General features: G+C 45.7%; 21 protein-coding genes and 4 pseudogenes. 9 read left to right on the top strand and 16 right to left on the bottom strand.

From position 1 onward, the window contains the following. Positions 1-14: 14 nt before the first annotated feature. A pseudogene (locus RS881_RS60485) lies at positions 15-1060 on the top strand (NAD(P)/FAD-dependent oxidoreductase). A 90-nt stretch (positions 1061-1150) separates the two neighbouring features. Further along, positions 1151-2746: a bacillithiol biosynthesis cysteine-adding enzyme BshC gene (gene bshC / locus RS881_RS38385; RefSeq protein WP_315815602.1), complete on the top strand. Its 1596-nt coding sequence runs from the start codon at positions 1151-1153 to the stop codon at positions 2744-2746. Between the two features lie 401 nt (positions 2747-3147). Here bshC and RS881_RS38380 read toward each other — a convergent pair. The 12 genes and pseudogenes from RS881_RS38380 to aqpZ all read right to left on the bottom strand — a co-directional run bounded on the left by RS881_RS38380 (position 3148) and on the right by aqpZ (position 12785). Beyond that, positions 3148-4031: pseudogene (locus tag RS881_RS38380) on the bottom strand (DUF6929 family protein). A gap of 43 nt (positions 4032-4074) precedes the next feature. Continuing rightward, on the bottom strand, positions 4075-4608 hold the full coding sequence (gene purE, locus RS881_RS38375) for a 5-(carboxyamino)imidazole ribonucleotide mutase (RefSeq protein ID WP_315815600.1): 534 nt from the start codon (positions 4606-4608) through the stop codon (positions 4075-4077). Between the two features lie 164 nt (positions 4609-4772). Further along, positions 4773-4937 (bottom strand): hypothetical protein, encoded by a 165-nt coding sequence (locus tag RS881_RS62395; RefSeq protein WP_484557602.1) that lies wholly within the window; start codon positions 4935-4937, stop codon positions 4773-4775. Continuing rightward, complete coding sequence (locus tag RS881_RS62390; RefSeq protein ID WP_484557601.1) at positions 4937-5140, bottom strand: hypothetical protein; 204 nt, start codon at positions 5138-5140, stop codon at positions 4937-4939. The genes RS881_RS62395 and RS881_RS62390 overlap by 1 nt, the downstream gene beginning before the upstream one ends. Positions 5141-5292: 152 nt before the next feature. After that, entirely contained in the window at positions 5293-6012 is a 720-nt protein-coding gene (locus RS881_RS38365; protein ID WP_315815599.1) for a TolC family protein, read from the bottom strand. A gap of 99 nt (positions 6013-6111) precedes the next feature. Next, a pseudogene (locus tag RS881_RS38360) lies at positions 6112-9232 on the bottom strand (efflux RND transporter permease subunit). Positions 9233-9241: 9 nt separating this feature from the next. After that, positions 9242-10366 carry an efflux RND transporter periplasmic adaptor subunit gene (locus RS881_RS38355; protein WP_315815598.1) on the bottom strand — a complete coding sequence of 375 codons (1125 nt, stop codon included), beginning with the start codon at positions 10364-10366 and terminating at the stop codon, positions 9242-9244. A 96-nt stretch (positions 10367-10462) separates the two neighbouring features. Then, on the bottom strand, positions 10463-10552 hold the full coding sequence (locus RS881_RS38350) for a hypothetical protein (RefSeq protein ID WP_315815597.1): 90 nt from the start codon (positions 10550-10552) through the stop codon (positions 10463-10465). Beyond that, positions 10540-10743 carry a hypothetical protein gene (locus tag RS881_RS38345; protein WP_315815596.1) on the bottom strand — a complete coding sequence of 68 codons (204 nt, stop codon included), beginning with the start codon at positions 10741-10743 and terminating at the stop codon, positions 10540-10542. Before RS881_RS38345 ends, RS881_RS38350 begins: the two co-directional genes overlap by 13 nt. A gap of 106 nt (positions 10744-10849) precedes the next feature. Then, positions 10850-11068 (bottom strand): hypothetical protein, encoded by a 219-nt coding sequence (locus tag RS881_RS38340; protein WP_315815595.1) that lies wholly within the window; start codon positions 11066-11068, stop codon positions 10850-10852. After that, positions 11038-11580: a 5-(carboxyamino)imidazole ribonucleotide synthase gene (locus tag RS881_RS38335; protein WP_315815594.1), complete on the bottom strand. Its 543-nt coding sequence runs from the start codon at positions 11578-11580 to the stop codon at positions 11038-11040. The genes RS881_RS38340 and RS881_RS38335 overlap by 31 nt, the downstream gene beginning before the upstream one ends. A 533-nt stretch (positions 11581-12113) precedes the next feature. After that, positions 12114-12785 (bottom strand): aquaporin Z, encoded by a 672-nt coding sequence (gene aqpZ / locus RS881_RS38330; protein WP_315815593.1) that lies wholly within the window; start codon positions 12783-12785, stop codon positions 12114-12116. Between the two features lie 531 nt (positions 12786-13316). Here aqpZ and RS881_RS38325 point away from each other — a divergent pair. From RS881_RS38325 to RS881_RS38310, 4 genes are all read left to right on the top strand, one after another. Then, the gene (locus RS881_RS38325) at positions 13317-13856 is read left to right on the top strand and encodes a VOC family protein (RefSeq protein WP_315815592.1); all 540 of its coding nucleotides are present in this window, start codon (positions 13317-13319) and stop codon (positions 13854-13856) included. Beyond that, entirely contained in the window at positions 13793-14221 is a 429-nt protein-coding gene (locus RS881_RS38320; RefSeq protein WP_315815591.1) for a VOC family protein, read from the top strand. The genes RS881_RS38325 and RS881_RS38320 overlap by 64 nt, the downstream gene beginning before the upstream one ends. Next, entirely contained in the window at positions 14182-14445 is a 264-nt protein-coding gene (locus tag RS881_RS38315; protein WP_315815590.1) for a 4-hydroxyphenylpyruvate dioxygenase family protein, read from the top strand. The genes RS881_RS38320 and RS881_RS38315 overlap by 40 nt, the downstream gene beginning before the upstream one ends. Before the next feature lie 389 nt (positions 14446-14834). Then, a complete protein-coding gene (locus tag RS881_RS38310) occupies positions 14835-15911 on the top strand; it encodes a L,D-transpeptidase family protein (protein ID WP_315815589.1) in 1077 nt (358 codons plus the stop codon). A gap of 125 nt (positions 15912-16036) precedes the next feature. On the opposite strand, the gene RS881_RS38305 is transcribed toward RS881_RS38310, so the two are convergent. Next, the gene (locus tag RS881_RS38305; protein WP_315815588.1) at positions 16037-16192 is read right to left on the bottom strand and encodes a hypothetical protein; all 156 of its coding nucleotides are present in this window, start codon (positions 16190-16192) and stop codon (positions 16037-16039) included. A gap of 343 nt (positions 16193-16535) precedes the next feature. Between RS881_RS38305 and RS881_RS60480 the strand changes: the two are divergent. From RS881_RS60480 to RS881_RS38285, 3 genes and pseudogenes are all read left to right on the top strand, one after another. Next, positions 16536-19249 (top strand): annotated as a pseudogene (locus tag RS881_RS60480) (4-alpha-glucanotransferase). Positions 19250-19295: 46 nt separating this feature from the next. Beyond that, entirely contained in the window at positions 19296-20009 is a 714-nt protein-coding gene (locus RS881_RS38290) for an enolase C-terminal domain-like protein (protein WP_315815586.1), read from the top strand. Further along, positions 19991-20329 carry an enolase C-terminal domain-like protein gene (locus RS881_RS38285; RefSeq protein ID WP_315815585.1) on the top strand — a complete coding sequence of 113 codons (339 nt, stop codon included), beginning with the start codon at positions 19991-19993 and terminating at the stop codon, positions 20327-20329. The genes RS881_RS38290 and RS881_RS38285 overlap by 19 nt, the downstream gene beginning before the upstream one ends. Before the next feature lie 107 nt (positions 20330-20436). Here RS881_RS38285 and RS881_RS38280 read toward each other — a convergent pair whose 3' ends face one another. Genes RS881_RS38280 through RS881_RS38270 form a run of 3 tightly spaced genes read right to left on the bottom strand, consistent with a single transcriptional unit; the run spans position 20437 to position 21934 of the window. Beyond that, the gene (locus RS881_RS38280; RefSeq protein ID WP_315824735.1) at positions 20437-21138 is read right to left on the bottom strand and encodes a M13-type metalloendopeptidase; all 702 of its coding nucleotides are present in this window, start codon (positions 21136-21138) and stop codon (positions 20437-20439) included. Beyond that, positions 21108-21761 carry a M13 family metallopeptidase gene (locus tag RS881_RS38275; protein ID WP_315824734.1) on the bottom strand — a complete coding sequence of 218 codons (654 nt, stop codon included), beginning with the start codon at positions 21759-21761 and terminating at the stop codon, positions 21108-21110. The genes RS881_RS38280 and RS881_RS38275 overlap by 31 nt, the downstream gene beginning before the upstream one ends. Next, positions 21719-21934 carry a hypothetical protein gene (locus RS881_RS38270; RefSeq protein ID WP_315825035.1) on the bottom strand — a complete coding sequence of 72 codons (216 nt, stop codon included), beginning with the start codon at positions 21932-21934 and terminating at the stop codon, positions 21719-21721. Before RS881_RS38270 ends, RS881_RS38275 begins: the two co-directional genes overlap by 43 nt. Positions 21935-22213 lie beyond the last annotated feature (279 nt).

Here is a 22213-nt window from a genome sequence, read left to right as displayed (position 1 = left end):
AGGGATTGCGATGGATGCTGCGCTCGGATAGCCCCTTTTATATTAAACCCCGTTTAAACTGGGACCTGGTTCGCTGGTGTTTCAATTTTTATAAAAAAGCCAATGGGGCCAATGTGGAGCACAGCGCTCCCCATTTGAATAATTTCCTGCAGCTAAGCCGGGAATTGACAGTAGGCATGAAAGAACAACTGGGCAATCATTTCCGGATGCAGGAAGTGGGGTGTTTTATGTTGTACAAAAATGCCAGTACCGAAAAGCATGAAATAGAACTAGCCGAAGAGGCTGCTCATTTTAATATTGATACCAAAATATTCTCCGCACAAGAAATACAGGCCATGGAGCCTGATGTGGAAGTGAATGTACGCGGAGGAATATTGTATCCCATGGATTGTCATATGCACCCTGGTGATTTTATGATCACGCTAAAAAGCATCTGCAGCAAGCAGGGGTAAACCTTCAATTGAATACGACTGTTACGGGATTTGAAAAGAATAGCACCCGTGTAACGGGAGTGATCACCGATAAGGGCAAATTTGAATGTGAAGAGCTGGTATTGGCCAATGGCTCCTGGCTACCCGTAGTTACAGAACAACTGGGTATTGATCTTTTGTTGCAAGCGGGTAAAGGGTATAGCATTACTTATGAAAAAGTAGAACGCAACCTGCGTTATCCCGCTATCCTGGTGGATGACCGGGTGGCGATGACGCCCTTGGGAGGGGACCTGCGGATGGGAGGTACCATGGAGATCAGCGGATTGAACTCACCTACGCTGCCCAAACGGGCGCAGGCCATCTTTAAAGCGGTAAAGAACTATTATCCCGACCTCCCGGTGACATTCCCTTCCATAGACAAAATATGGAGCGGATTGAGGCCATTAAGCCCCGACGGGCTACCCTATGTTGGCCGGCATAGTAAATATGCCAACCTTACCCTGGCGGGTGGTCATGCCATGCTGGGGCTATCCCTGGCTGCTGGTACAGGGAAGCTGGTAGAGGAAATCGTGGAAGGCAGGAAGACAAGCATCGATGTTTCAGCCTTTAATGTAGAACGATATAAGTAGCTGGAGAACCTTTTCGCTTAGACTTTGTTAAAAATGACCGGTGGGTTTTTGCCGCCTGCAAGTTGTACTTTTACGATCGTTTAAGCACTTATGAACTGTAATACTACACAACTACCTTATATTGCTACCGGTTATTTTTCAAAAATCGTTACAGATTACCTGCAGCAATCGCCTTCTTTGCGTCCATTCTACCAATACGAGTCTACTATAGAAGGCGTAAAAGAAGCTATCAATAACCGGCAGCAACTACCTCAACACCGTTCGTTGCTATCGGCTGCCCTCAAAAAGCAATATGCTCATGTGCCTACCTCCGATGCGGTACATAAGAATATTGATCTGTTGCAGCAAGACAATACATTTACCATTACTACAGCACACCAGCCGGCCATTTTCACTGGCCACCTGTATTTTATCTATAAAATTCTGCATACCATTAAATTAGCGGAACAGTTCAGGAAAGAGCTACCCCAATACCAGTTTGTACCGGTATTCTGGATAGGGAGTGAGGATGCCGACCTGGACGAACTGGGGAATATCTGGCTAAGTGGCGATAAGCTGGTTTGGGATACCAAACAAACAGGCGCAGTAGGCCGGATGAATACCAAGGGGCTTGAAACGATCGTACACCGTATTGAAGGTGAACTATCGGTACTGCCACATGGGAAGGAGTTGGTTCAATTGTTAAAGGACGCCTACCTCAATAGCCCCGATATACAAACCGCTACTTTCAAATTACTCAATGCTTTGTTTGCCGGGTATGGATTGGTGGTGTTTTTGCCAGATAGTGCCGATCTGAAGCGCATTATGCAGCCGGTATTTGAAGATGACCTGTTTAATCAAACGGCTTCTTCCATCGTAGAGAAAACAATTGAACGGCTGGATGAACATTATAAGGTACAGGCCAATCCCCGGGCCATTAACCTGTTTTACCTGGAAGGCAATATTCGTGAACGCATAGAAAAACAAGGTGATGAGTGGGTAGTAGTAGGACAGAACATCCGGTTTACTGCCGAATCGCTTAAAAAGGAACTGGAAGAACACCCTGAGCGCTTTAGCCCCAATGTAATATTGCGGGGAATGTACCAGGAAACCATATTGCCCAATATCGCATTTGTAGGCGGTGGAGGCGAAACAGCCTACTGGCTGGAGTTGAAAGACCTGATGCAGCATTATAAGGTGTCTTATCCGGTATTGGTATTGCGCAATTCCTTCCTGATCGTGGAAGAAAAATGGCAGGATAAGATCAGTAGATTGGGTTTTACAATAGCCGACTTCTTTCAGAACGAACAGCAAATATTAACAGCTTTGGTAACAAGGCATTCAAACGGGCACCTGAAACTGGAGAATGAGTTGCAGGCGGCAGAACAATTGTATAAGCAATTGCGGGAGAAAGCCGGACAAATAGATGAAACGCTGGTGCCGCATATTGAAGCGCTGGAGGTAAAGACCTTGAAGCCTATACAGGAATTGGAAAAGAAGATGTTGCGTGCAGAGAAAAAGAAATATGAAAATGAGCAGCAACAGATCAATACCATTAAAACTGCCTTATTCCCTGTAGGCGGTTTGCAGGAACGTATTGAGAACTTCCTGCCATATTATGCATTATGGGGCAAGGCCTTTATTGATTGCCTATACAACAGCTCACTGGCTTTAGAACAGGAGTTTGTGGTACTGCATCAGAAATAGGGCTACTGTTTATTGTAATTTCCGCATCTTGGAGGAAGCAGTGTGCCCGCCCTCTTTTATGTAACTATCGTAAAAGTAGGTATTGCCTTCAGTTTTTACTATGGTTATCGTTACATCTGGAGTTGCAAGCCGAGTACTGTCAGTACTCTCTAAATACGAGAGGGTATACGTGCAATCATCTTTCCAGGTTACACGGAACTTATAGTTGTGGCCGTTTTCCAGGTTTTTTCAACCTGCGTGTCTTTGGTCCTGGTTATCCTATAAGGAGTATCATCTCCTTCCAATACGAATGTGCCTGTTTTAAATCTTGCACAATCTGGAGGAGGAGCGGCATTTTGTTTGCAGGAATAAAGAAAGAACGATAAAAAAAGATATACTTCATTGGAGTGCGCTATGAGCGCTTATTTAATTCTCACTTTAAACACACAACTTACTCCATTATCATTGTCGGCAACGAGTTGTAGTTTCAGGCGTTCATTCTTCTCTGTTTGAACGCAAACTGATTCTATCTTATATCCCTTCATGGATTTCTCGGCTTCGCGCAAATTGATGATTTCATTCACTTTCATGTCTTTACGCCCAATCTTACGGGAGGCGTTTTCAATAACGCCCAGGTAGCTGTCTCCAATGGGGCCATCATCAACGGGATTATCCGTTAATTCAGTAGAAGCGGTAAAAACCAGCCAATCATTCAGGGGTGAATAGGTGAGGCCTGAAATACCGGCTTGCTTTAACTTATTGTCTTTGCCTGGAAACTTGATGGGTAATATTTCAATTTCGGCTTCTGCCTGGTGTTTCCAGAAAGTATTCTTGGTAAAAATGAGGTGGTTATCTGGATTTTTGCCTGTACCCCGATTGCCCAGTACAATATAATCTTCTACCAGGGTAGCGGCAGATTCAATATTCAGGTCGGTAATGCCAGCTGCTTTGATCCTGTCATAGAAAACCGCCATGTCAAATTCATCCTTCAGGTAGCTGTCCAGGTCGAGCAGGATGGCCTTATTGCGGTGTTCGGCTTTGGAACCCGAACCCAGTATCAATAATCGGGGAATGCTGTTAACGACTACTACAGTGGTAGCTTCCAGGTCGGACTTGATCTTTTTGGGTATGCGATCTTCAACTGATTGAAAAAGGGGATGCGTTCCAGTTCTTTCCAACGCTTATTCATTACCAGCACTTCCCTGGCATCATCTCCAACAAGGAAAATTTTTTCATCATGGTACTCAATACCCGATCCAGAAGGAAAAGAAGTTAGTTCTTTAAAGTCTGTCAGCGTCAATTTCATATAATGTATTTATACTACCTGCACAAGCTACTGTTGCGGTTTATCAATATAAGTGCAACAGGTTATTGGTCGAACTGGTTTTGCCAGCCTTCTTTTTCAGTTTTTCTGCTTTCTTCAACACCTCGGCTTCCAGGTTCTTTTTATAGGTGGCTACTTTTGTGCCAATTCCGGCATCAAAGGCGCCAATTATGGAGGCCGCCAGGATGCCGGCATTTTTAGCTGCATTCAGGGCTACCGTAGCTACGGGTATACCATTGGGCATTTGAAGGATAGATAATATGGAGTCCCAGCCGTCGATAGAATTGGAAGATTTTACGGGAACGCCAATCACGGGAAGAGGGGTAAGGGAGGCCACCATACCAGGCAAATGGGCCGCGCCACCTGCTCCGGCTATGATCACTTTCAGGCCCCTGGTCTGCGCTGTAGTAGCATATTCCACCATCCGCAAAGGGGTGCGATGGGCCGATACCACCGTCAATTCGTAAGTGATGCCTAGTTCAGAAAGTATATCGGCAGCTGCCTGCATGATATTCAGATCACTATCGCTGCCCATTATTATGCCTACCTGCGGACTCATGCAAGGATTGATTTGAACGGCAAAGAAAGGAAAAATTTACAAGTAATACCTCAAAAGAATCTCCCGGATAATGGTATTTAATATGGGGATTCTTGTACAAATGAACTAATATCCAGCCCGGATGGAGCAGGTGTTTGATTGACAACTCGTCTATTGAAAGCCTATTATTTCACCAGATCGCCCTTGAGCCTTAACAACTCCGTTTCGGCCAATTTGGTATTGTACCGGGCAGCGATCAACCGGTTATAGGCATCCTGAAGGCTGATCTGCGCCTCGCGCAACTCCAGGAAAGTAGATACTCCCATGCGAAAACGTTCCAGGGCGATCATCACATTTTCCTTAGCCAGGGCAATATTGTCTTCTTCCAGGTGGAGGAGTTTTTTTGCAACTCATAATCCTTAAAGGAGTTGCCCAGGCCCACATCGATCAGGGACCGCTGATTGTCGTACACCAATTGTAGAGAACGTACCTCCAACTCGGCCTGTTTAATGAGCCTTTTGGTATTGAACCCATTCAGGATGGGAATGCTCATGCCAAAACCATAATTGAAACCTTTATTTCGATTAAAGAAAGGCTGGTTGATATTGACGGCTACACTATTGTCATTTTGCGTAAAGTTGTAGGCTGAATTAAATGACAGGATGGGGAACAGGTCAGCTTTGCGTTCTTTTACTGTAATGCGGGCTATATCAATATTCTTTTGGCAAAGAGGAGGGAAGGGTTAGATGCTTCAAAGTTTTGTGTCAGGTCGCTAAATTGAAGGGAGGTATTCAAGGGAATACTGTCGCTCACATTGTAGGTAGCGCCTATACGAAAGCCGATCAGTTGGTTGAGCCGGTCGCGCAATTGGGCAATCAGGGTGAGTTGTTGCAGTTGTGCTGCTTTCTGAGCATTGAGATCAACCCTGGCCTGTAATAACTCTGGTTTGCTGCCCAAGCCTACCGACAATTTCTTATCGGCCAGCTTTACTCTTTCCTCATTAATGGATATCTGTTCTTCAATAGCTTTTAATTGTTGTTTCTGACGAACAATGATATAGTAGCCATTAACAATGGCAGCTACCGAATTTATTATTTGTGTCTTCACGCCCAGTTCGCCCAGCTTTTCCAGTTCTTCCAGTTTAGTACGGGTGGCAAACATTTTAAGCCCATCAAACAACGTCCAGTTAAGGTTTAAAGCATAATTCATATTATGCGTTTTCACCGCATCCCTGTTTACGCTGCTATCGCCACCACCTGATCGTTTCGCAAATTTTAATTGTTGGTTATTGGTATTCCAGGTGGTACCTGCTGTTGCATTGAGCTGTGGCAGGAAGGCTGCCCAGGAATAGGAATTGTCCAGGGCATAGGAGGCTGAATCATTGCGGGTAAGCAGGATATCAAAGTTGTTTTTAAGGCCGGCCATGATTGCCTGTTCCAGGGTTAGAGAGTCCTGGGCTGCGGCAGATGTTATGAATACTATGGAAACAAAGAAAGCAAGTGCTTTTTCATAATAGAAATGCATTTATGCATGGTGGACCTCCATTGCTGGTGTTTGGTTTTGTGCCGTTTCATCCATCAGCTCCATTACGCTCTTTTTCTTTTTACGGGAAAGGAAGGTATACATGGCAGGTATTACATACAAAGTAAGTACCAGGGAGAACAAAATACCTCCAACAATTACAATACCCAATGGTATACGGCTGGTGGCTGCAGCGCCCAATGATAAGGCAATGGGAAGTGCGCCGAGTGACATGGCCAGGCTGGTCATCAGGATCGGCCGTAAACGTGCCTGGGCCGCTTCTGTCACCGCCTGTCGTTTGGATAACCCTGCCAACTGCTTTTGATTGGCAAATTCCACAATGAGGATACCGTTTTTGGTAACCAGGCCAATGAGCATGATCATACCGATCTGTGAAAAGATATTGAGGGTTTGGTCAAAGAGCCAGAGGGATAATACGGCGCCCGCAATGGCCAATGGTACGGTAAACATGATCACCAAAGGATCTATAAAGCTTTCAAACTGTGCAGCCAGTACCAGGAAGATCAAAATAAGCGCTAGCATAAAGGCAAAGCTGGTATTGCCGGAGCTTTCGGCAAAATCCCTGGAAGGACCGGATAAAGAGGTTGCATACGTATCGTCCAGTAACCGGGCAGCAATATCCTGCATGGTTTTAATGCCTTCGCCCAAGGTACGGCCATTGACCGGGCTGCCTGAAATAGTAGCCGATTTATAACGATTGAAATGGTACAAGGTAGGTGGCGTCGTTTCTTCGCGGATACTTACCAGGTTATCCAGTGAAATGATCTCATTGCGGTTATTCCGTACATAAATATTCTTCAGGTCGGTTGGGTCATCGCGGTCATTACGGGCTACCTGACCTATAACCTGGTATTGTTTACCCTCACGGTAGAAATAACCCAGCCGCAGGTTGCTCAATGCCAGTTGCAGGGTTTGCGAAACATCGGCAATGCTAACACCCAGCTGACTGGCTTTAATACGGTCTATATCTATATTCAATTCGGGCTTATTGAACTTAAGATCGGCATCTACGTTCATTAACACGCCGCTCTTATTGGCTTCTTCCAGGAATCTGGGTAATACTTCTTTCAGTTTCTCAAAGTTGTTATTTTGAATAACAAATTGAACGGGCTGACCAGACCTGCGATTGACGGATATGGTTTGTTCTTGTGTAGCGAAAGCCCTGCCTTCTGAATACTTGCCCAGATTGCGGTTTACCATGTTTACAATATCATCCTGCGAGCGGGTGCGGTCTTTGGGATCTACCAGCGTTACCCGCAGCATACCAGAGTTTACGGATCCCGCCCCACTAAAACCCGGTGCGGTGATGGTGAGTACAATACGGCGTTCTTCGGGCTTGATGGAGTCCAGCATGAGTTGGCCCAGCCGGTCCATATAAGTGTCCATATAATCGAAAGAAGTGCCTTCGGGTGCTGTTACGGACAGGCGAAACTGACTGCGGTCTTCCATGGGAGCCAGTTCAGATTTAAGGTTACCACCAATAAACCAGATAACGCCAAAACAAGCTATGATAAGGATCAATGCGATCCAGCGTACCCGCATAAAACCTTTGAGGGAATTGAAATACCCCCTTTCCATCCACTCAAAGAAGGGTTCGGTTTTGAGGTAAAACCAGCTATGCTTATGCACCTTGCGGGTAAGCTTTACGTTCAGTACCGGGGTAAGGGTGAGTGAAACCAGGGCCGAGATCAATACGGCACCGGCTACCACGATACCAAACTCGCGGAATAGCCTACCCACAAAACCTTGCAGGAAGATGATGGGTAAAAAGATGACCGCCAGGGTAATAGAGGTGGCAATAACCGCAAAATAGATCTCTTTGGACCCTTCTTTGGCAGCCGTGTATTTATCCATGCCCTGCTCCATCTTCTTAAAGATGTTTTCCGTTACAACAATACCATCATCCACTACCAGTCCGGTTGCAAGCACAATACCCAATAAGGAAAGTACATTGATGGTAAAGCCACTTAGGTACATGATAAAGAAAGCACCAATCAGCGAAACCGGGATATCGATCAATGGTCTTATGGAAATGATCCAGTCGCGGAAGAACAGGTAGATGATTAATACTACCAGGATGAGGGCAATAATGAGTGTTTCCTCTACTTCTGATATGGATTGTTTGATAAACCTCGTCTGGTCAAGCGCGATATTCAGCTTAATATCCTCCGGCATTTCCTTTTGAGCTGATTGAATCGTTTATAGAATTCATCGGAGATGGCTACATAGTTAGAGCCGGGCTGGGGTACCAGGGCGAGGGCGATCATCGGTATCAGGCTTTCCTTCAGGATCGTTTCTTCATTTTCGGGTCCCAATACCGCTTCGGCTACATCTTTGAGGCGGATCTCATTGCCGTTGACGGTTTTAACAATTACATTGTTGAAATCCTCTTCGGTGAATAATCGTCCATAAGTACGGATCGATAATTCGGTCGTGTTGCCGGATATTTTACCAGAAGGCAATTCTATATTCTCACGGGCCAGGGCGCTTTGTACATCGCCGGGAGTAAGACCGTAAGCGCTCAATTTAGCTGGATTAAACCATACCCGCATAGCCCAGCGTTTTTCACCCCATACCTGTATGGCGCTCACACCGGGAATGGTCTGTAATCGTTCAACCAATACGTTGTTTGCATATTCAGTAATCTGCAGTTGGTTGCGCGTATTACTTTGAATGGTCATCGAAATGATGGCATCGGAGCTGGCATCTGCTTTAGATACGACTGGTGGCGCAGGTAAGTCATCGGGTAAAGAACGGGAGGCCTGTGATACTTTATCACGAACATCATTGGCGGCTGCCTCCAGGTCAATGCTTAGGTCAAACTCCACATTAATACGACTGGTGCCCTGACTGCTGGTAGAGGTAATATTTTTACGCCGGCAATACCATTGATGGCTTTTTCCAGCGGTTCGGTGATCTGTGATTCCAGGATCTCTGCATTGGCGCCAGGATAAGAGGTCATGACACTTACGTTGGGCGGATCAATGGCAGGATAATCGCGCACACCGAGAAACGTAAAACCGATGATACCAAACAACACGATCACGATATTCAGCACGGTAGCCAGTACCGGGCGCCGTAAACTCAGCTCAGAAATATTCATGACTAGTGCTTATTGAACTTTTGTTAATTTGATTTTGCTCTCCGGGCGGATGGCCAACAGGCCGGTAGTAATGATGGTATCGCCCAATTTCAGCCCATCGGTGATCTGCACAAAAGAGGAGTCGCGGATGCCGGTAGTTACAACCTGGTATTTAGCTACTCCATTGGAATAAATAACCACGCGTTTGTTCCGGGCCTGCGGTATAATAGCCTGTGTTGGTATGATCAGTGCCTTGTCGTTTTCATCCAGTCTCAATCCTACCTTGGCAAAAGCGCCAGGTACCAGTGAAGGATCATTGCCTTTTACCACCGTTCTCACTTTCAGGGTCCGGGTATTGGCCTCAATGTTCGATTCGGTAGCCAGTATCGTTGCATTGAATGTTTTTGGTGTACCGGCAACGGTGAACGTTACACCCCGGCCTTTGCGCATAATATCACTGTATTTTTCGGGCACAGAGAATTCCATTTTCAATTGTGCTACCTGGCTGATGGTTGTAATGAGGTTGGTAGGGGATATATAGGCACCATCACTGATCGCTTTTAAACCTATCCGGCCATCAAAGGGAGCACGGATCTCCGTCTTGCTGATGCTTACCCTCACCAGGTCTATATCGGCTTTCAGGTTATTGACCGCCAATTCGCTCAGGTCATATTCCTGCTGGCTGATCCCGCCAATGGACAATAATTCTTTTTGACGCTCGGCAGTTTTGGCATTGATCTGTAATTGTACCTGCAGTTTCTTTAGCTGGGCTTGCAGGTCTTCATCAAACAACTTTACCAATAAAGTACCTTTCTGTACGAAACTTCCTTCTGGGATATTGAGTTTTACAATCCGTCCGCTGATCTCCGGACGTATTTCCGTTTGTTCAAAGGGTAATAAGGTGCCTGGTACTTCCAGGTTTTCACTTAGGGATTGGGTCTTTACAATAAAAGCTTCTACTTGTAAGGGGGCATTAGGAAGAGCGCCTGCAGCTGGCGCACCTCCTCCTTTCTTTTCTTCTTTACAGGCTATAGCAAATGCGAATAATAATACGGCTAACCGGCTTTTACCTTTCATGTGCATTAGTTTGTCTTTCAATGACCATGTATTACCTCGCATATTGATACGGGAAAAGGTGGGCATGCTACGTCTCATGTACTTAGGGCAATTGGGTTTATGGGTGCGCGGCTAAGTTAATGTTTTAACAATGCTTCAATGTTAAATTGGGTATGAGCGGTAGGCATAACATCCTTAACTAATGACTTTTAACGTGTTTTTAATGCGATGGGCTTTATAGGTCAGGTCGTGTTTATCCTTACTGACGATAGTTATATGCCCCATCTTGCGGCCAGGCTTGGTTTGTTTTTTCCATAGATGTGGACAAAAACATTATCCATTTGAAGAATTTCCTGTAAGCCGTCATATTTGGCATCGCCGGTATGGCCTTCGGCACCTAGGAGGTTGACTATGGCGGCGGGTAGGATATGATCCGTATTGCCCAGGGGATAATTGAGCATGATGCGCCAAAGCATATCGAATTGTGAGCTGTAATTGGCCTCAATGGTATGATGGCCGCTGTTGTGTACGCGGGGGCTGTTTCGTTCACAAATACGTCGCCCTGCTTGTCAATAAACAGTTCTACTGCAAAAGGCCGGGGCTTTTCAGGCCTTTCACCACAGCCAATGCAAGGGCTTCAATTTTCCACAAGTTCTTTTCGGGTATATCGGCCGGGCTGATCTGGTAATCGAGCAGGTTGAGAGAAGGGTCAAAAACCATATCTACTGCCGGGTAGAGGGCTGTCTCACCTTTGGCATTGATGGCCACGATCAGGGCGATCTCCTTGTGGATGGATACCATTTTTTCCAGTACGGCAGGGGCATCAAAACCTTTCTCAAGGGCATCGGGGTTTGGATCACCTGCACACCACGGCCATCATACCCTCCCAGGCCTACCTTGTGTACGGCAGGTAAAAAAGCAGCCTGTTGCCGCAGTTCGGCCTTGTTTTGGGTAATAACGAAGGGGGCGGTAGGTATCTGTAGGTCTTTATAAAACTGCTTTTGCAGGATCTTATTCTTGATGGTGCGTAAAGCCGAAGGTTTGGGATAGATCTTTACGCCTTCCTGTTCCAGTTTTTCCAGGGCATCTTCATTAACTGCCTCAATTTCAATGGTCAGGGCATCCAGGCCCTTTCCGAAATTGTATACATCATCAAAATTCTGAATATTGCCAAGGGTAAAATGATGGCAGAGATGGGCCGCAGGACATGCGGGGTCATTTTCCATGACGTATGTTTCGACTGGATAATTAGCGGCTGATTGTAACAACATTCTTCCTAACTGTCCGCCGCCGAGAATACCAACTTTTTGCATGCCTGTGGGTTGAGGCGCAAATATAAGCTAAGAGATTAAACGAGGTAAAAGAGTTAAGGGAGGCCTTCGCCTTTTTTTCTCTTGCACTCTTTTGATCGCTAATCCCTTTATAAGAGATTAAACGAGGTAAAAGAGTTAAGGGAGGCCTTCGCTTTTTTTCTCATGCACTCTTTTTGATCGCTAATCCCTTTATAAGAGATTAAACGAGGTAAAAGAGTTAAGGGAGGCCTTCGCCTTTTTTTCTCTTGCACTCTTTTGATCGCTAATCCCTTTATAAGAGATTAAACGAGGTAAAAGAGTTAAAGGAGGGCTTCGCCCTTTTGCCACTTTTTTCTCTTTCCACTCTTTTGATCGCTAATCCCTTTATAAGAGATTTAAACGAGGTAAAAGAGTGTCGCCCTTCTGCCTCTTTTTTCTCTTTCCACTCTTTTGATCGCTAATCCCTTTATAAGAGATTTAAACGAGGTAAAAGAGTGTCGCCCTTCTGCCTCTTTTTTTCTCTTTCCACTCTTTCAACCTCTTAGCCCCTTTTATTAGCTTCTTGAGCTGTCTACCAGCTTCCAGATACCGCCACCAATCAACCCGCCAATGATGGGGCCTACAATGAATACCCAAAGCTGTGACAAGGCGGCGCCGCCCACAAAAATGGCAGGTCCAATACTTCTGGCCGGGTTAACCGATACGCCGGTAACCGGGATACCCACTATATGTATCATGGTGAGTGCCAAACCAATGGCAATGCCGGCAAATGCTCCATTGCCGTTATTCTTGCTGGTAGCGCCATGTATAACCAGGAGGAAGATCGCGGTAAGGGCAACTTCGGCTACCAGTCCGCTCATTTGGGTGTATCCATCAGGGGAGCCACTTTCTACCCCATCCTGGCCCAATCCGTTGGCGGCAATGGTATAATCGGCCTTACCCGAAGCGATCAGCCATAAGAGGGCCGAAGCTACAATAGCACCTGCTATTTGGGCAATGATATATCCCATAGCATCCTTGGATGAGATCTTGCCGGTAGCCAGCATAGAAATGGTAATTGCAGGGTTGAGGTGACAGCCTGAAATATGTCCAATGGCATATACCATGGTGAGGACCGACAGGCCAAAGGCAAAAGCAATACCGAGAAAGCCTACATGTTTGCCGGCCAGTACTGCGGCGCCGGTGCCGATAAATACCAATACGAAGGTCCCGAAAAATTCTGCCATGCATTTTTGCGTCAACGAGAATTTCATAATTGATTTAGTTTAATTGTAAACATTGGTTATAGATTACCGGCTTTGTACCGGATTCATTGCCATGATATGATCACTATCACTAACCAGAGCGGGGGAATGTTTTCAACGGGGGTAAAGGCGAACAAGAGGCAGGGTTTCGCTTATCACTTAATTATGTTCTAATATACGATATATAATCATCTGGCACCTAAAACCTTGACCAATAGTTAACAACATTTGTGGGTAACCGGGTAGCGGTAAGTCAGGTACAAAGGCAAGGTAAAATTGGGAGGACTAACAACCGGTAGTAGATGACTATGATTGGAAAGCAAAAAAATTATCTTTGTAGTCATGCGTCCTGATTTCGATCATAAATTATTCAACGACAAAAGAATGGGCTACTGCCTCCTGATGGAAGCCCTGGCCATGGATTCACTGTAATTTCCTGCTTATTTCCCCGCTTTGTGTGTTTCTTTTATTGCATTTGTTGACCTTATTTATTGACTTATTAAACTCGATCATATGCCTACTCAACTGGCAACCGCTGGTACTATTGCTGCCAATACCGATTTTCTCCCTTTGCAGGGAACAGATTATGTTGAATTTTATGTGGGCAATGCCAAACAGGCGGCTCATTTCTATAAAACCGCTTTCGGCTTTCAGTCATTGGCGTATGCCGGACCGGAAACGGGTGTTAAAGACCGCGCCAGTTATGCAATAAGGCAGGAGAAACTCACTTTTGTATTTACTACCCCTTTGCGAGGAGGCAATGCCATTGCCGACCATATTTATAAACATGGCGATGGAGTAAAGATGCTGGCTTTGCGGGTAGAGGATGCGACCAGCGCCTGGGAGGAAACTACTAAAAGGGGTGCCAGAAGTTATATGGAGCCTTTGAAAATGCAGGATAAAGACGGAGAAGTGGTAATGAGTGGCATTTATACCTATGGTGAAACCGTCCACTTGTTCATCGAACGTAAAAATACAATGGACCCTTTATGCCAGGTTTCAAAGCCTGGACCACCCGATACAATCCGCCTCCTACCGGCTTATTGTATGTAGACCATTGCGTAGGCAATGTGGGTTGGAACCAGATGAATAAATGGGTAAGCTTTTATGAAGATGTGATGGGATTCCGCAATATCCTGAGTTTTGACGACAAAGATATTTCTACTGAATACTCGGCACTGATGAGTAAGGTTATGAGTAATGGGAATGGGTTTGTAAAATTCCCTATCAATGAACCGGCCGAAGGCAAAAAGAAGTCGCAGGTGGAAGAATACCTGGAGTTTTATGATGGGGAAGGTTGCCAGCATGTAGCTTTGGCCACTGCCAATATTGTGGAAACAGTAACGGCTTTGCGTGACCGGGGGTTGAATTTTTACTGGTGCCAACTACTTATTATGATGATTTACAAGACCGCGTAGGAAAGATCGATGAGGATGTGACTCCTCTGAAAGAGCTGGGCATCCTCGTAGACCGCGATGATGAAGGCTACCTGTTACAGATATTTACAAAACCCGTTGAAGATAGGCCCACCTTATTTTTCGAGATCATCCAGCGTAAAGGCGCCAAGAGCTTTGGCAAAGGCAACTTTAAAGCATTGTTTGAAGCCATTGAGCGTGAGCAGGAGTTGAGAGGGAATCTTTAAATACAAGTCGGAAAGTCCGGAAGACCGCAAGTCCGGAAGAAAAACGGAGCAACGGTTGTATTACTTACCGACTTCCGGACTTCTCCGTATTTCTACCACGTGTTTCCACTTAGTTTTTCACATTGTTAACAATCTGGGCTGATTTTTGCACCCGCATTTGTGCTAATTTTAATACTGGATTTGACGTTTTCCCGAAATATCCGGTCTTAAAACACGTTATCACTTATTGTGGGATTCTACCAGATGAAATATGTACTGATTGTGGCAATGGCCCTCTTGATGGGGAGTATGCGTGGTCGCAAAATGCGGCGACTAATTTCAATTTTGTTGAATACCAGAAGACTTTCCCCCGTACCAGCGATGCCTGGAAACGTAAGGAAGATACCATCATGAAACAGTTCATGGAAAAAGGCCTGGCCTGGCCTTTCCGGTATATGTACCTGCGTTCCTTCAAATATGACAGCCAACTGGAGGTATGGGTGAAGCACGAAAAGAACGAGCCCTTCAAATTATTCAAAACCTATAAAGTGTGTGCACTGGCAGGTACTTTGGGCCCCAAGCGTATGCAGGGCGATTACCAGGTACCTGAAGGGTTTTACTATATCAATGAGTTCAATCCCAAAAGCCAATACCATCTATCACTCGGTTTAAATTATCCCAATACATCAGATCGCATTCTCAGTGATTCCTTACAGCCCGGTGGAGAGATCTACATTCATGGCAGTTGTGTTACTACAGGTTGCATACCGATTACTGATCAGCAAATAGAAGAATTGTACATCCTGGCTGCCAATGCGCGCAACCAGGGCCAGGATTTTATACCTGTGCATATTTTCCCAATTCAATTCAAAAACCAACGTAGCAGCGAATACCTCGCTAAGCATGTGAAGGATTTTCCGGAATATGTGCCCATGATGGAGGAATTGAAACATGCCTACCTGTATTTTGAAAGCACCAAACAATTACCCGTAGTGATGGTCTCCAAAAAAGGAGGCTATGTAATTGAAGGCGTGATCCCTCCTGCACCGGAAAAGCCGGTAAAGGTGGTAAAGAAGCGAGTACCCAGGCCGGTCAAGGAGTTTACGGGTGAAATAGTGACAGTGGTGAACAAATTGCCCGTATTTCCCGGTGGAAATCCTGGTTTTCAGTCATTTATAGATAAATTAAGCCATGACATGACACAGTACCTGGAAGAAGACCAGAAAAAGGCCTATGTAATGGTGGAGTTTGTAGTTGATAAGCATGGTAAACCGGGTTACGCCAAAGTGCTCAAAGGCGGAAATGATGAATTGAATGACCGGTTAATGGATGCTTTTGATAAAATGCCCGATTGGATACCAGCTGTTCGGCTGGAGCAAAATGTAGCAGTCAAATTGAAGCAATCCCTGTATATTGAGCGATTGGAAACTTCTTCTACTAAAACACCTGGGGCAACCGGAGGAACTGGCACCACGGCCAACAATTAAAACAATTTATTGACCAATAGCTTGTAAGGCCACCATTCGGTGGCTTTTTGCTTTTGCATCCTTTAGGGAAGGGAATAAAAAAGCCACCCGGAAAGGGTGGCACTATATAAGAGGTTTGAATAAGCTTAGATAATATCCAGCGCTAGTACAAAATACGTGCACACAAAAGGTATGATCAGGGTAAGGTATTCCCAGGGTGCTGCAATAGCCCAGATCAAAGCACCAGTAGAGATAAGGAACAAGATCCAGTTTAAGCCTTTATTTCTTTTAGACGCTGCCATGTTTCAAAAAGTTTGCGCAAAAATAAGATGAAAGCGTTAATTATGAAAGGGTAAGGTAATATTTTTTGAGGGCGCCTGGGTTACCCGGCCTGCTTATTGTTAGTGCTTCGTGAGCGCCGGCAAGGGCAGTTGGGGAGGGGTGGGCCATTTTTTTGAAGGGTAGGCTAATAGGACGTAGTTGGCCTGAAAGGTAGTGCTGGCAGACTTTACCCGGTTTTCTATATACCGCATTTCGCTAACATGTTTGTAAAACGCGGACAGCAGAGTAGCGTAATTCATACACTTTGTAATAAATTCGCCCATCCTAACCTGTGTGGGAGGGCTTCTGTTTGGAAAACACCTAATGATGAGAATTCACTTTTATGTTCGCTTTCATACCCAATATGGTCAATTGCTGGCGGTTACCGGCAATATTGAAGCGTTGGGTAATCATGATGTAGAAAAGGCTTTTACACTCAATCACCTCAATAATGAATTCTGGCACGGTACCATTGATACCGATTTCCCGGAATCGGGAACCATTCATTATAATTATATACTGAAGAATGAAGATGGCTTCCGTGTATTTGAATGGGGCGACCGGGTGATCGACAGTGATAAAATACCCGCTACGGGCACCTTGCAATTGGTGGATACCTGGAATCATGCCGGGGAATATGAAAATGTATTTTATTCAGACCCTTTTCAGGAAGTGTTGCTGCATGATCCCTCCCGATCAAAAATAAAGCAGCCCCGGAAATTTACCCATCAATTCAAGGTTAAAGCTCCCTTGCTTAACCGGCATGAAGTGGTATGCCTTTTGGGCAATACCGACGAAACAGGGAATTGGGATAACCAGGCGCCGGTATTGATGAACCGGGAAAATGGCTGGTGGTCAGTAAAACTCACTTTACCCCGGGAAGGCTTTCCCTTGAGCTATAAATACGGCATTTATGATACCAGGAACGAGGCGTTTGTGCGGTTTGAGTCGGGTGATAACAGGATGTTGTACGGATTGCAAGGCCTCTCGGGCGATGATGCCAGTCACCAGATGGTGACCATCCTGCACGATGGTTTTGTACATGTGCCCAATGATACCTGGAAAGGGGCCGGGGTCTCTATTCCCGTATTCAGTTTGCGCAGCAAAAACTCATTCGGAACAGGAGAGTTCACCGATCTTACTTTGCTGGTAGACTGGGCCAGGAAAACCGGATTGAAACTGATCCAGATATTGCCGGTGAATGATACCATTGCCACACATACCTGGGTAGATACTTATCCCTATGCAGCTATTTCGGCTTTTGCGCTACATCCGTTGTACCTCAACCTGGAACGGGTGGCGGGTAAACAGCATGCTGATATCATCAAGCCGTTGAAGAAAAAGCAGAAGCAGTTGAATGAATTGGCGGATATGGATTATGAGACCGTCATGAAACTGAAGTTGGGCGTTATCCGTGAGTTGTATGCCCTGCAAAAAGAAGAACTGCTGAAGGATAAAGATTATTATCTCTTCTTTGAAAACAATAAGCACTGGCTGGTGCCTTATGCTGCTTTCTGTTGTTTGCGGGATCGTTATAATACTTCCGATTTCAATCAATGGAAAACGCATAACAAGTACAGCAAAGAGTCGATCGAAAAATTTGTATCGCCCCGCGCGAAACATTATGATGATGTTGCACTGCATTATTTTACACAGTATCACCTGCACCTGCAATTAAAGGAGGCGGCAGAATATGCGCATAAAAACGGTGTGATCCTGAAAGGGGATATCCCCATTGGTGTTTACCGCTATGGTTGTGATGCCTGGATGGAACCCGAGTTGTATCACCTGGATGTACAGGCCGGCGCACCGCCCGACGATTTTGCGGTAAGGGGCCAAAACTGGGGATTCCCTACCTATAATTGGGAGCGTATGGCCGAAGATGGTTTTGAATGGTGGCACCGGCGTTTTGTGCAAATGGGTAATTATTTCGATGCCTTCCGTATTGATCATATCCTTGGTTTTTCAGGATATGGAGTATACCCATTCATGCGGTGGAAGGTATCATGGGTTATTTTGTACATGCCATTCCTGTTAACCTGTATGAGTTTGGTCAAAGGGGGATCTGGTTTGATCATTACCGCTATTGCAAGCCCTGTATCAATGATGCAATCCTCTGGGAAATGTTTGGCCCTAATAATGATAAGTTCAAACCTTTCCTGCATGCTATTGGTGGCGGTACGTATGAACTGAAGCCGGAATTTGCTACGCAACGGCAGGTAGAACAATACTTTGCCGGACAAGAACCTACAGAAGAAAACCTGCGGATAAGGCAGGGGCTGTATGACCTGATCTCCAATGTGATCTTATTTGAACAGCCAGGTTCCAATGGGCAGGAACTTCATTTCCGTTTTGGTATCGATAATACCGCTTCATTACGGCACCTGGATGAGCATACGCAACACCTTTTAAAGGAGTTGTACATTGACTATTTCTTCCGCCGCCAGGATGATTACTGGATGAAAGAGGCTATGAAAAAGCTGCCTGCCTTGAAGCGTTCTACCAATATGCTGATCTGTGGGGAAGACCTTGGCCTGGTGCCAGGTTGTGTACCACATGTGATGAAGCAATTAGGCATATTAAGCCTGGAAATTCAACGTATGCCCAAAGAGGCTTACCATGAATTTTTCAATCCGGCCAATGCCCCTTACTTAAGTGTAGTAACACCATCAACGCATGATATGAGCACCATTCGTGGCTGGTGGGAAGAAGACCGGGAGAAGATACAACGTTTTTATAATAATGAACTCCAGCAGTGGGGCGAAGCACCCATTTTCTGTGAGGCCTGGATCAACAAAGCCATCGTACAGCAACACCTGCATAGCCCGGCTATGTGGGCTATCTTCCAGTTGCAGGACATCCTGGGCACCCATGATGACATACGCCGGCAAAACCCGCAGGAAGAGCGTATCAATGTGCCTGCTATATCACAACATTATTGGAAATACCGTATGCACCTTACCCTGGAACAACTGCTCAAAGAGAAAGCATTCAATGAAGAGCTGAAAGAGCAGGTGGAGAAGAGTGGGAGAGGGTGAGTTGTAAATAACAAAAAAGACTACATTATAAATCTGGCATTAGTACATGAAAGTATCGTACAGGACCTATAATCTACCTTTCCGTCATCCTTTCACTATTTCAAAAGGAACCAAAACCCACCAACCATCCCTCGTGGTGGAATTGGAACACCGGGGTGTGGTAGGTTATGGGGAAGCGCCGGCCATCGCATATTACAATATTCCGGTAGAGAAAATGATCGAAGACCTGGAGCGTAAGAAAATGATGGTCGAGAAATTTGCCTTCACCGAACCGGAGCGTTACTGGCATTACCTGCACCACCTGTACCCGCAGAATAATTTCCTGGTTTGCGCATTGGATATGGCAGCCTGGGATATGTTTGGTAAAGCTTACGGCCAGCCTTTGTACAAGCTGTGGAAACTGGATGCTGAAAAAGCTCCTTTAACAGATTATACCATTGGTATCGACACCATTGATAAAATGGTGGTCAAGATGCAGGAGAAGCCCTGGCCCATCTATAAGATCAAATTAGGTACCCCCGAAGATATTGCGATCGTTACTGCCCTCCGCAAACATACCGATGCCACCCTGCGCATTGACGCCAATGCTGGCTGGACAGTAGAAGAATCCCTTGAAAAGATACCCCAACTGGCAGCATTGGGTGTTGAGTTTATTGAACAGCCGCTGGCAAAAGATAATTGGGAAGGCATGAAAATACTATTTAAAAATCGACTCTACCGCTCATTGCTGATGAAGCTTGTGTGGTGCAGGGAGATGTAGAAAAATGTTACCAGCATTTTCATGGTATCAATATCAAACTCACCAAGTGCAGTGGTATTACGCCCGCACGGTTCATGATAGAAAAAGCCCGTTCCCTGGGTATGCAGGTCATGGTGGGCAGCATGAACGAAAGTACCATCGGTACCGCTGCCATTGCCCATTTAACGCCCCTGTTGGATTATGTAGACATGGATGGCCCCTTATTGCTGAAAGAAGACATTGCCACAGGGATCAACTTCGATCAGGGCAAAGTGATCTTCTCCGGTAAACCTGGATTGGGAATAGAATTTACTGATATATACGAGAAGTTGGAAAGTTAGTAAAGTCCGGAAGTCAGGAAGACCGAATGTCCGGAAGCAAAACCGATTTGAAGTAAGATACTACCGGACCTTCCGGACTTTTCCGACCTTCCAGTTTACGGACTGCTTTACCAGATCTTCACCCGCAAACTGTCGGGGCGGTATAATTTGTCACCGGGCTGTACATGGAAGGTTTCATAAAAGGCGTCTACATCGGCCATAGGGCCGTTAACGCGGTATTGTGCCGGTGAGTGTACATCCGTAAGCAATTGATTGGCCAGTGATTCCTTACGGGTATGTCCCAGCCAGCCTAAGGAATATCCCAGGAAATAACGTTGGGCGGGTGTGTAGCCAGCCTGCTTTTCCCCTTTCTTGTACTGGTCTGTTTTTTGGAAAGCATCCCAGCCGAGCAGGATACCGCCCAGGTCGGCAATATTTTCTCCAAGGGTGGTTTTGCCATTGATGCGTAGGGTATCCACTACAACATATCCATTGAACTGATCTACCATTACCTGTGCTTTTTTGTTGAACCTGGCTTCATCTTCCTTCGTCCACCAGCTTACCAGGTTGCCTTTGGCATCGAATTGGCGGCCTTCGTCATCAAAACCGTGGGTGATCTCGTGGCCAATGGTAGATGCAGCAGCGTAGCCATATACTACGGCATCATCCAGCTCTTCCTCGCGAAAACCCGGTACGGTAAATATGCCGGCGGGTAATACAATTTCATTGTTGGATGGATTGTAGTAGGCAATGTATTCCTGCGGCGGCATATCCCATTCTGTGCGGTCAACCGGTTTGCCTAATTTATGGATATAATACTGGTGGCCCATGCTTTCCAATCAACAGCCGGAGTTAATTTTTTGATATCGGTCACTGCAAACTTATTGTAATTGGCATAGGGATCGCGCAGCGCTTCCAGTTTGCGGGAGGCTTTTGCCAACCTTGTTTCCAGCTTCATAATGGTAGCGGCATTGGTAGCTGCTGTAAGGGTATCATCGCCCGTCAGGTGCAGCATAGCCGCCAGGTGCTTTATGTACTCCTTACGGATATTGGTCGTTCTGTCGTCCGTATTGAAGTAATAATCCCGGTTGGGCAGGCCAAGGCCGCCCTGATAGATGTACAGGGCCATCTGCTCACTGTTCTTGCTATCCTGAAAAACAAACATACTGAAGGCCCGAGAGATGCCCTTGGTTTGCCAATCGGCAATCAGTTGCAGCATGGAGGGGATGTCCTTGAGGGCGTTGACCTTATCCAATTCAGGTTGAAGTGGTTTTATTCCTGCTTGTTCAATGCCCAGGGTATCCATGGCACTGAGCCAGAAATCGGCCATTTTTTGAGAAGGGCCACCCGTGGTGCTGTTGGCCACCGCTTTTTCATTGATCGTACGTACCCGTTTGTAAATTTCCTCATTCACCAAATTGCCAATACCCCATCGGCTTTCTTCATCGGGTATGGGGTTTTGTTTGATCCATCCGCCATTGGAATACAGGAAAAGTCGTTTCCCGGTTTTACCGTGGTATCCATGTTGGCGGTTACCACATCGGGCTTGGAAGGTTCCTGGGGATTGTTTTGACAGCCTACCAGGCTGCCGAGCAAGGCAATTGTTAGCAACACATAGCATTTCATAAATGAAAAGTTATTTTGGTATGCCTAAAGATACCGGTTGCCAGCCCAGGGTAAGTTGGTATAATAGATGAATGAGGTTTTTTCGGGATAAACCGTAAAAATACGGTTAAAGAGCGCTGCATTTTTTGTACAAACTAAGCCAACCCTTCCCATTGATTACGAAAACGTATTCGTTGGCGAATACAATAAATGGAAATACTTATTTAGTGTATTCATCTCAATTGTATTTCAGAATTGTTGATTGCACAGTTATTTGCCATTTTAACACACTTACACCCC

It is taken from the genome of Paraflavitalea speifideaquila, assembly GCF_032395985.1.
Taxonomy (GTDB): domain Bacteria; phylum Bacteroidota; class Bacteroidia; order Chitinophagales; family Chitinophagaceae; genus Paraflavitalea; species Paraflavitalea speifideaquila.
This window is presented reverse-complemented; position numbering and strand designations above follow the sequence as displayed.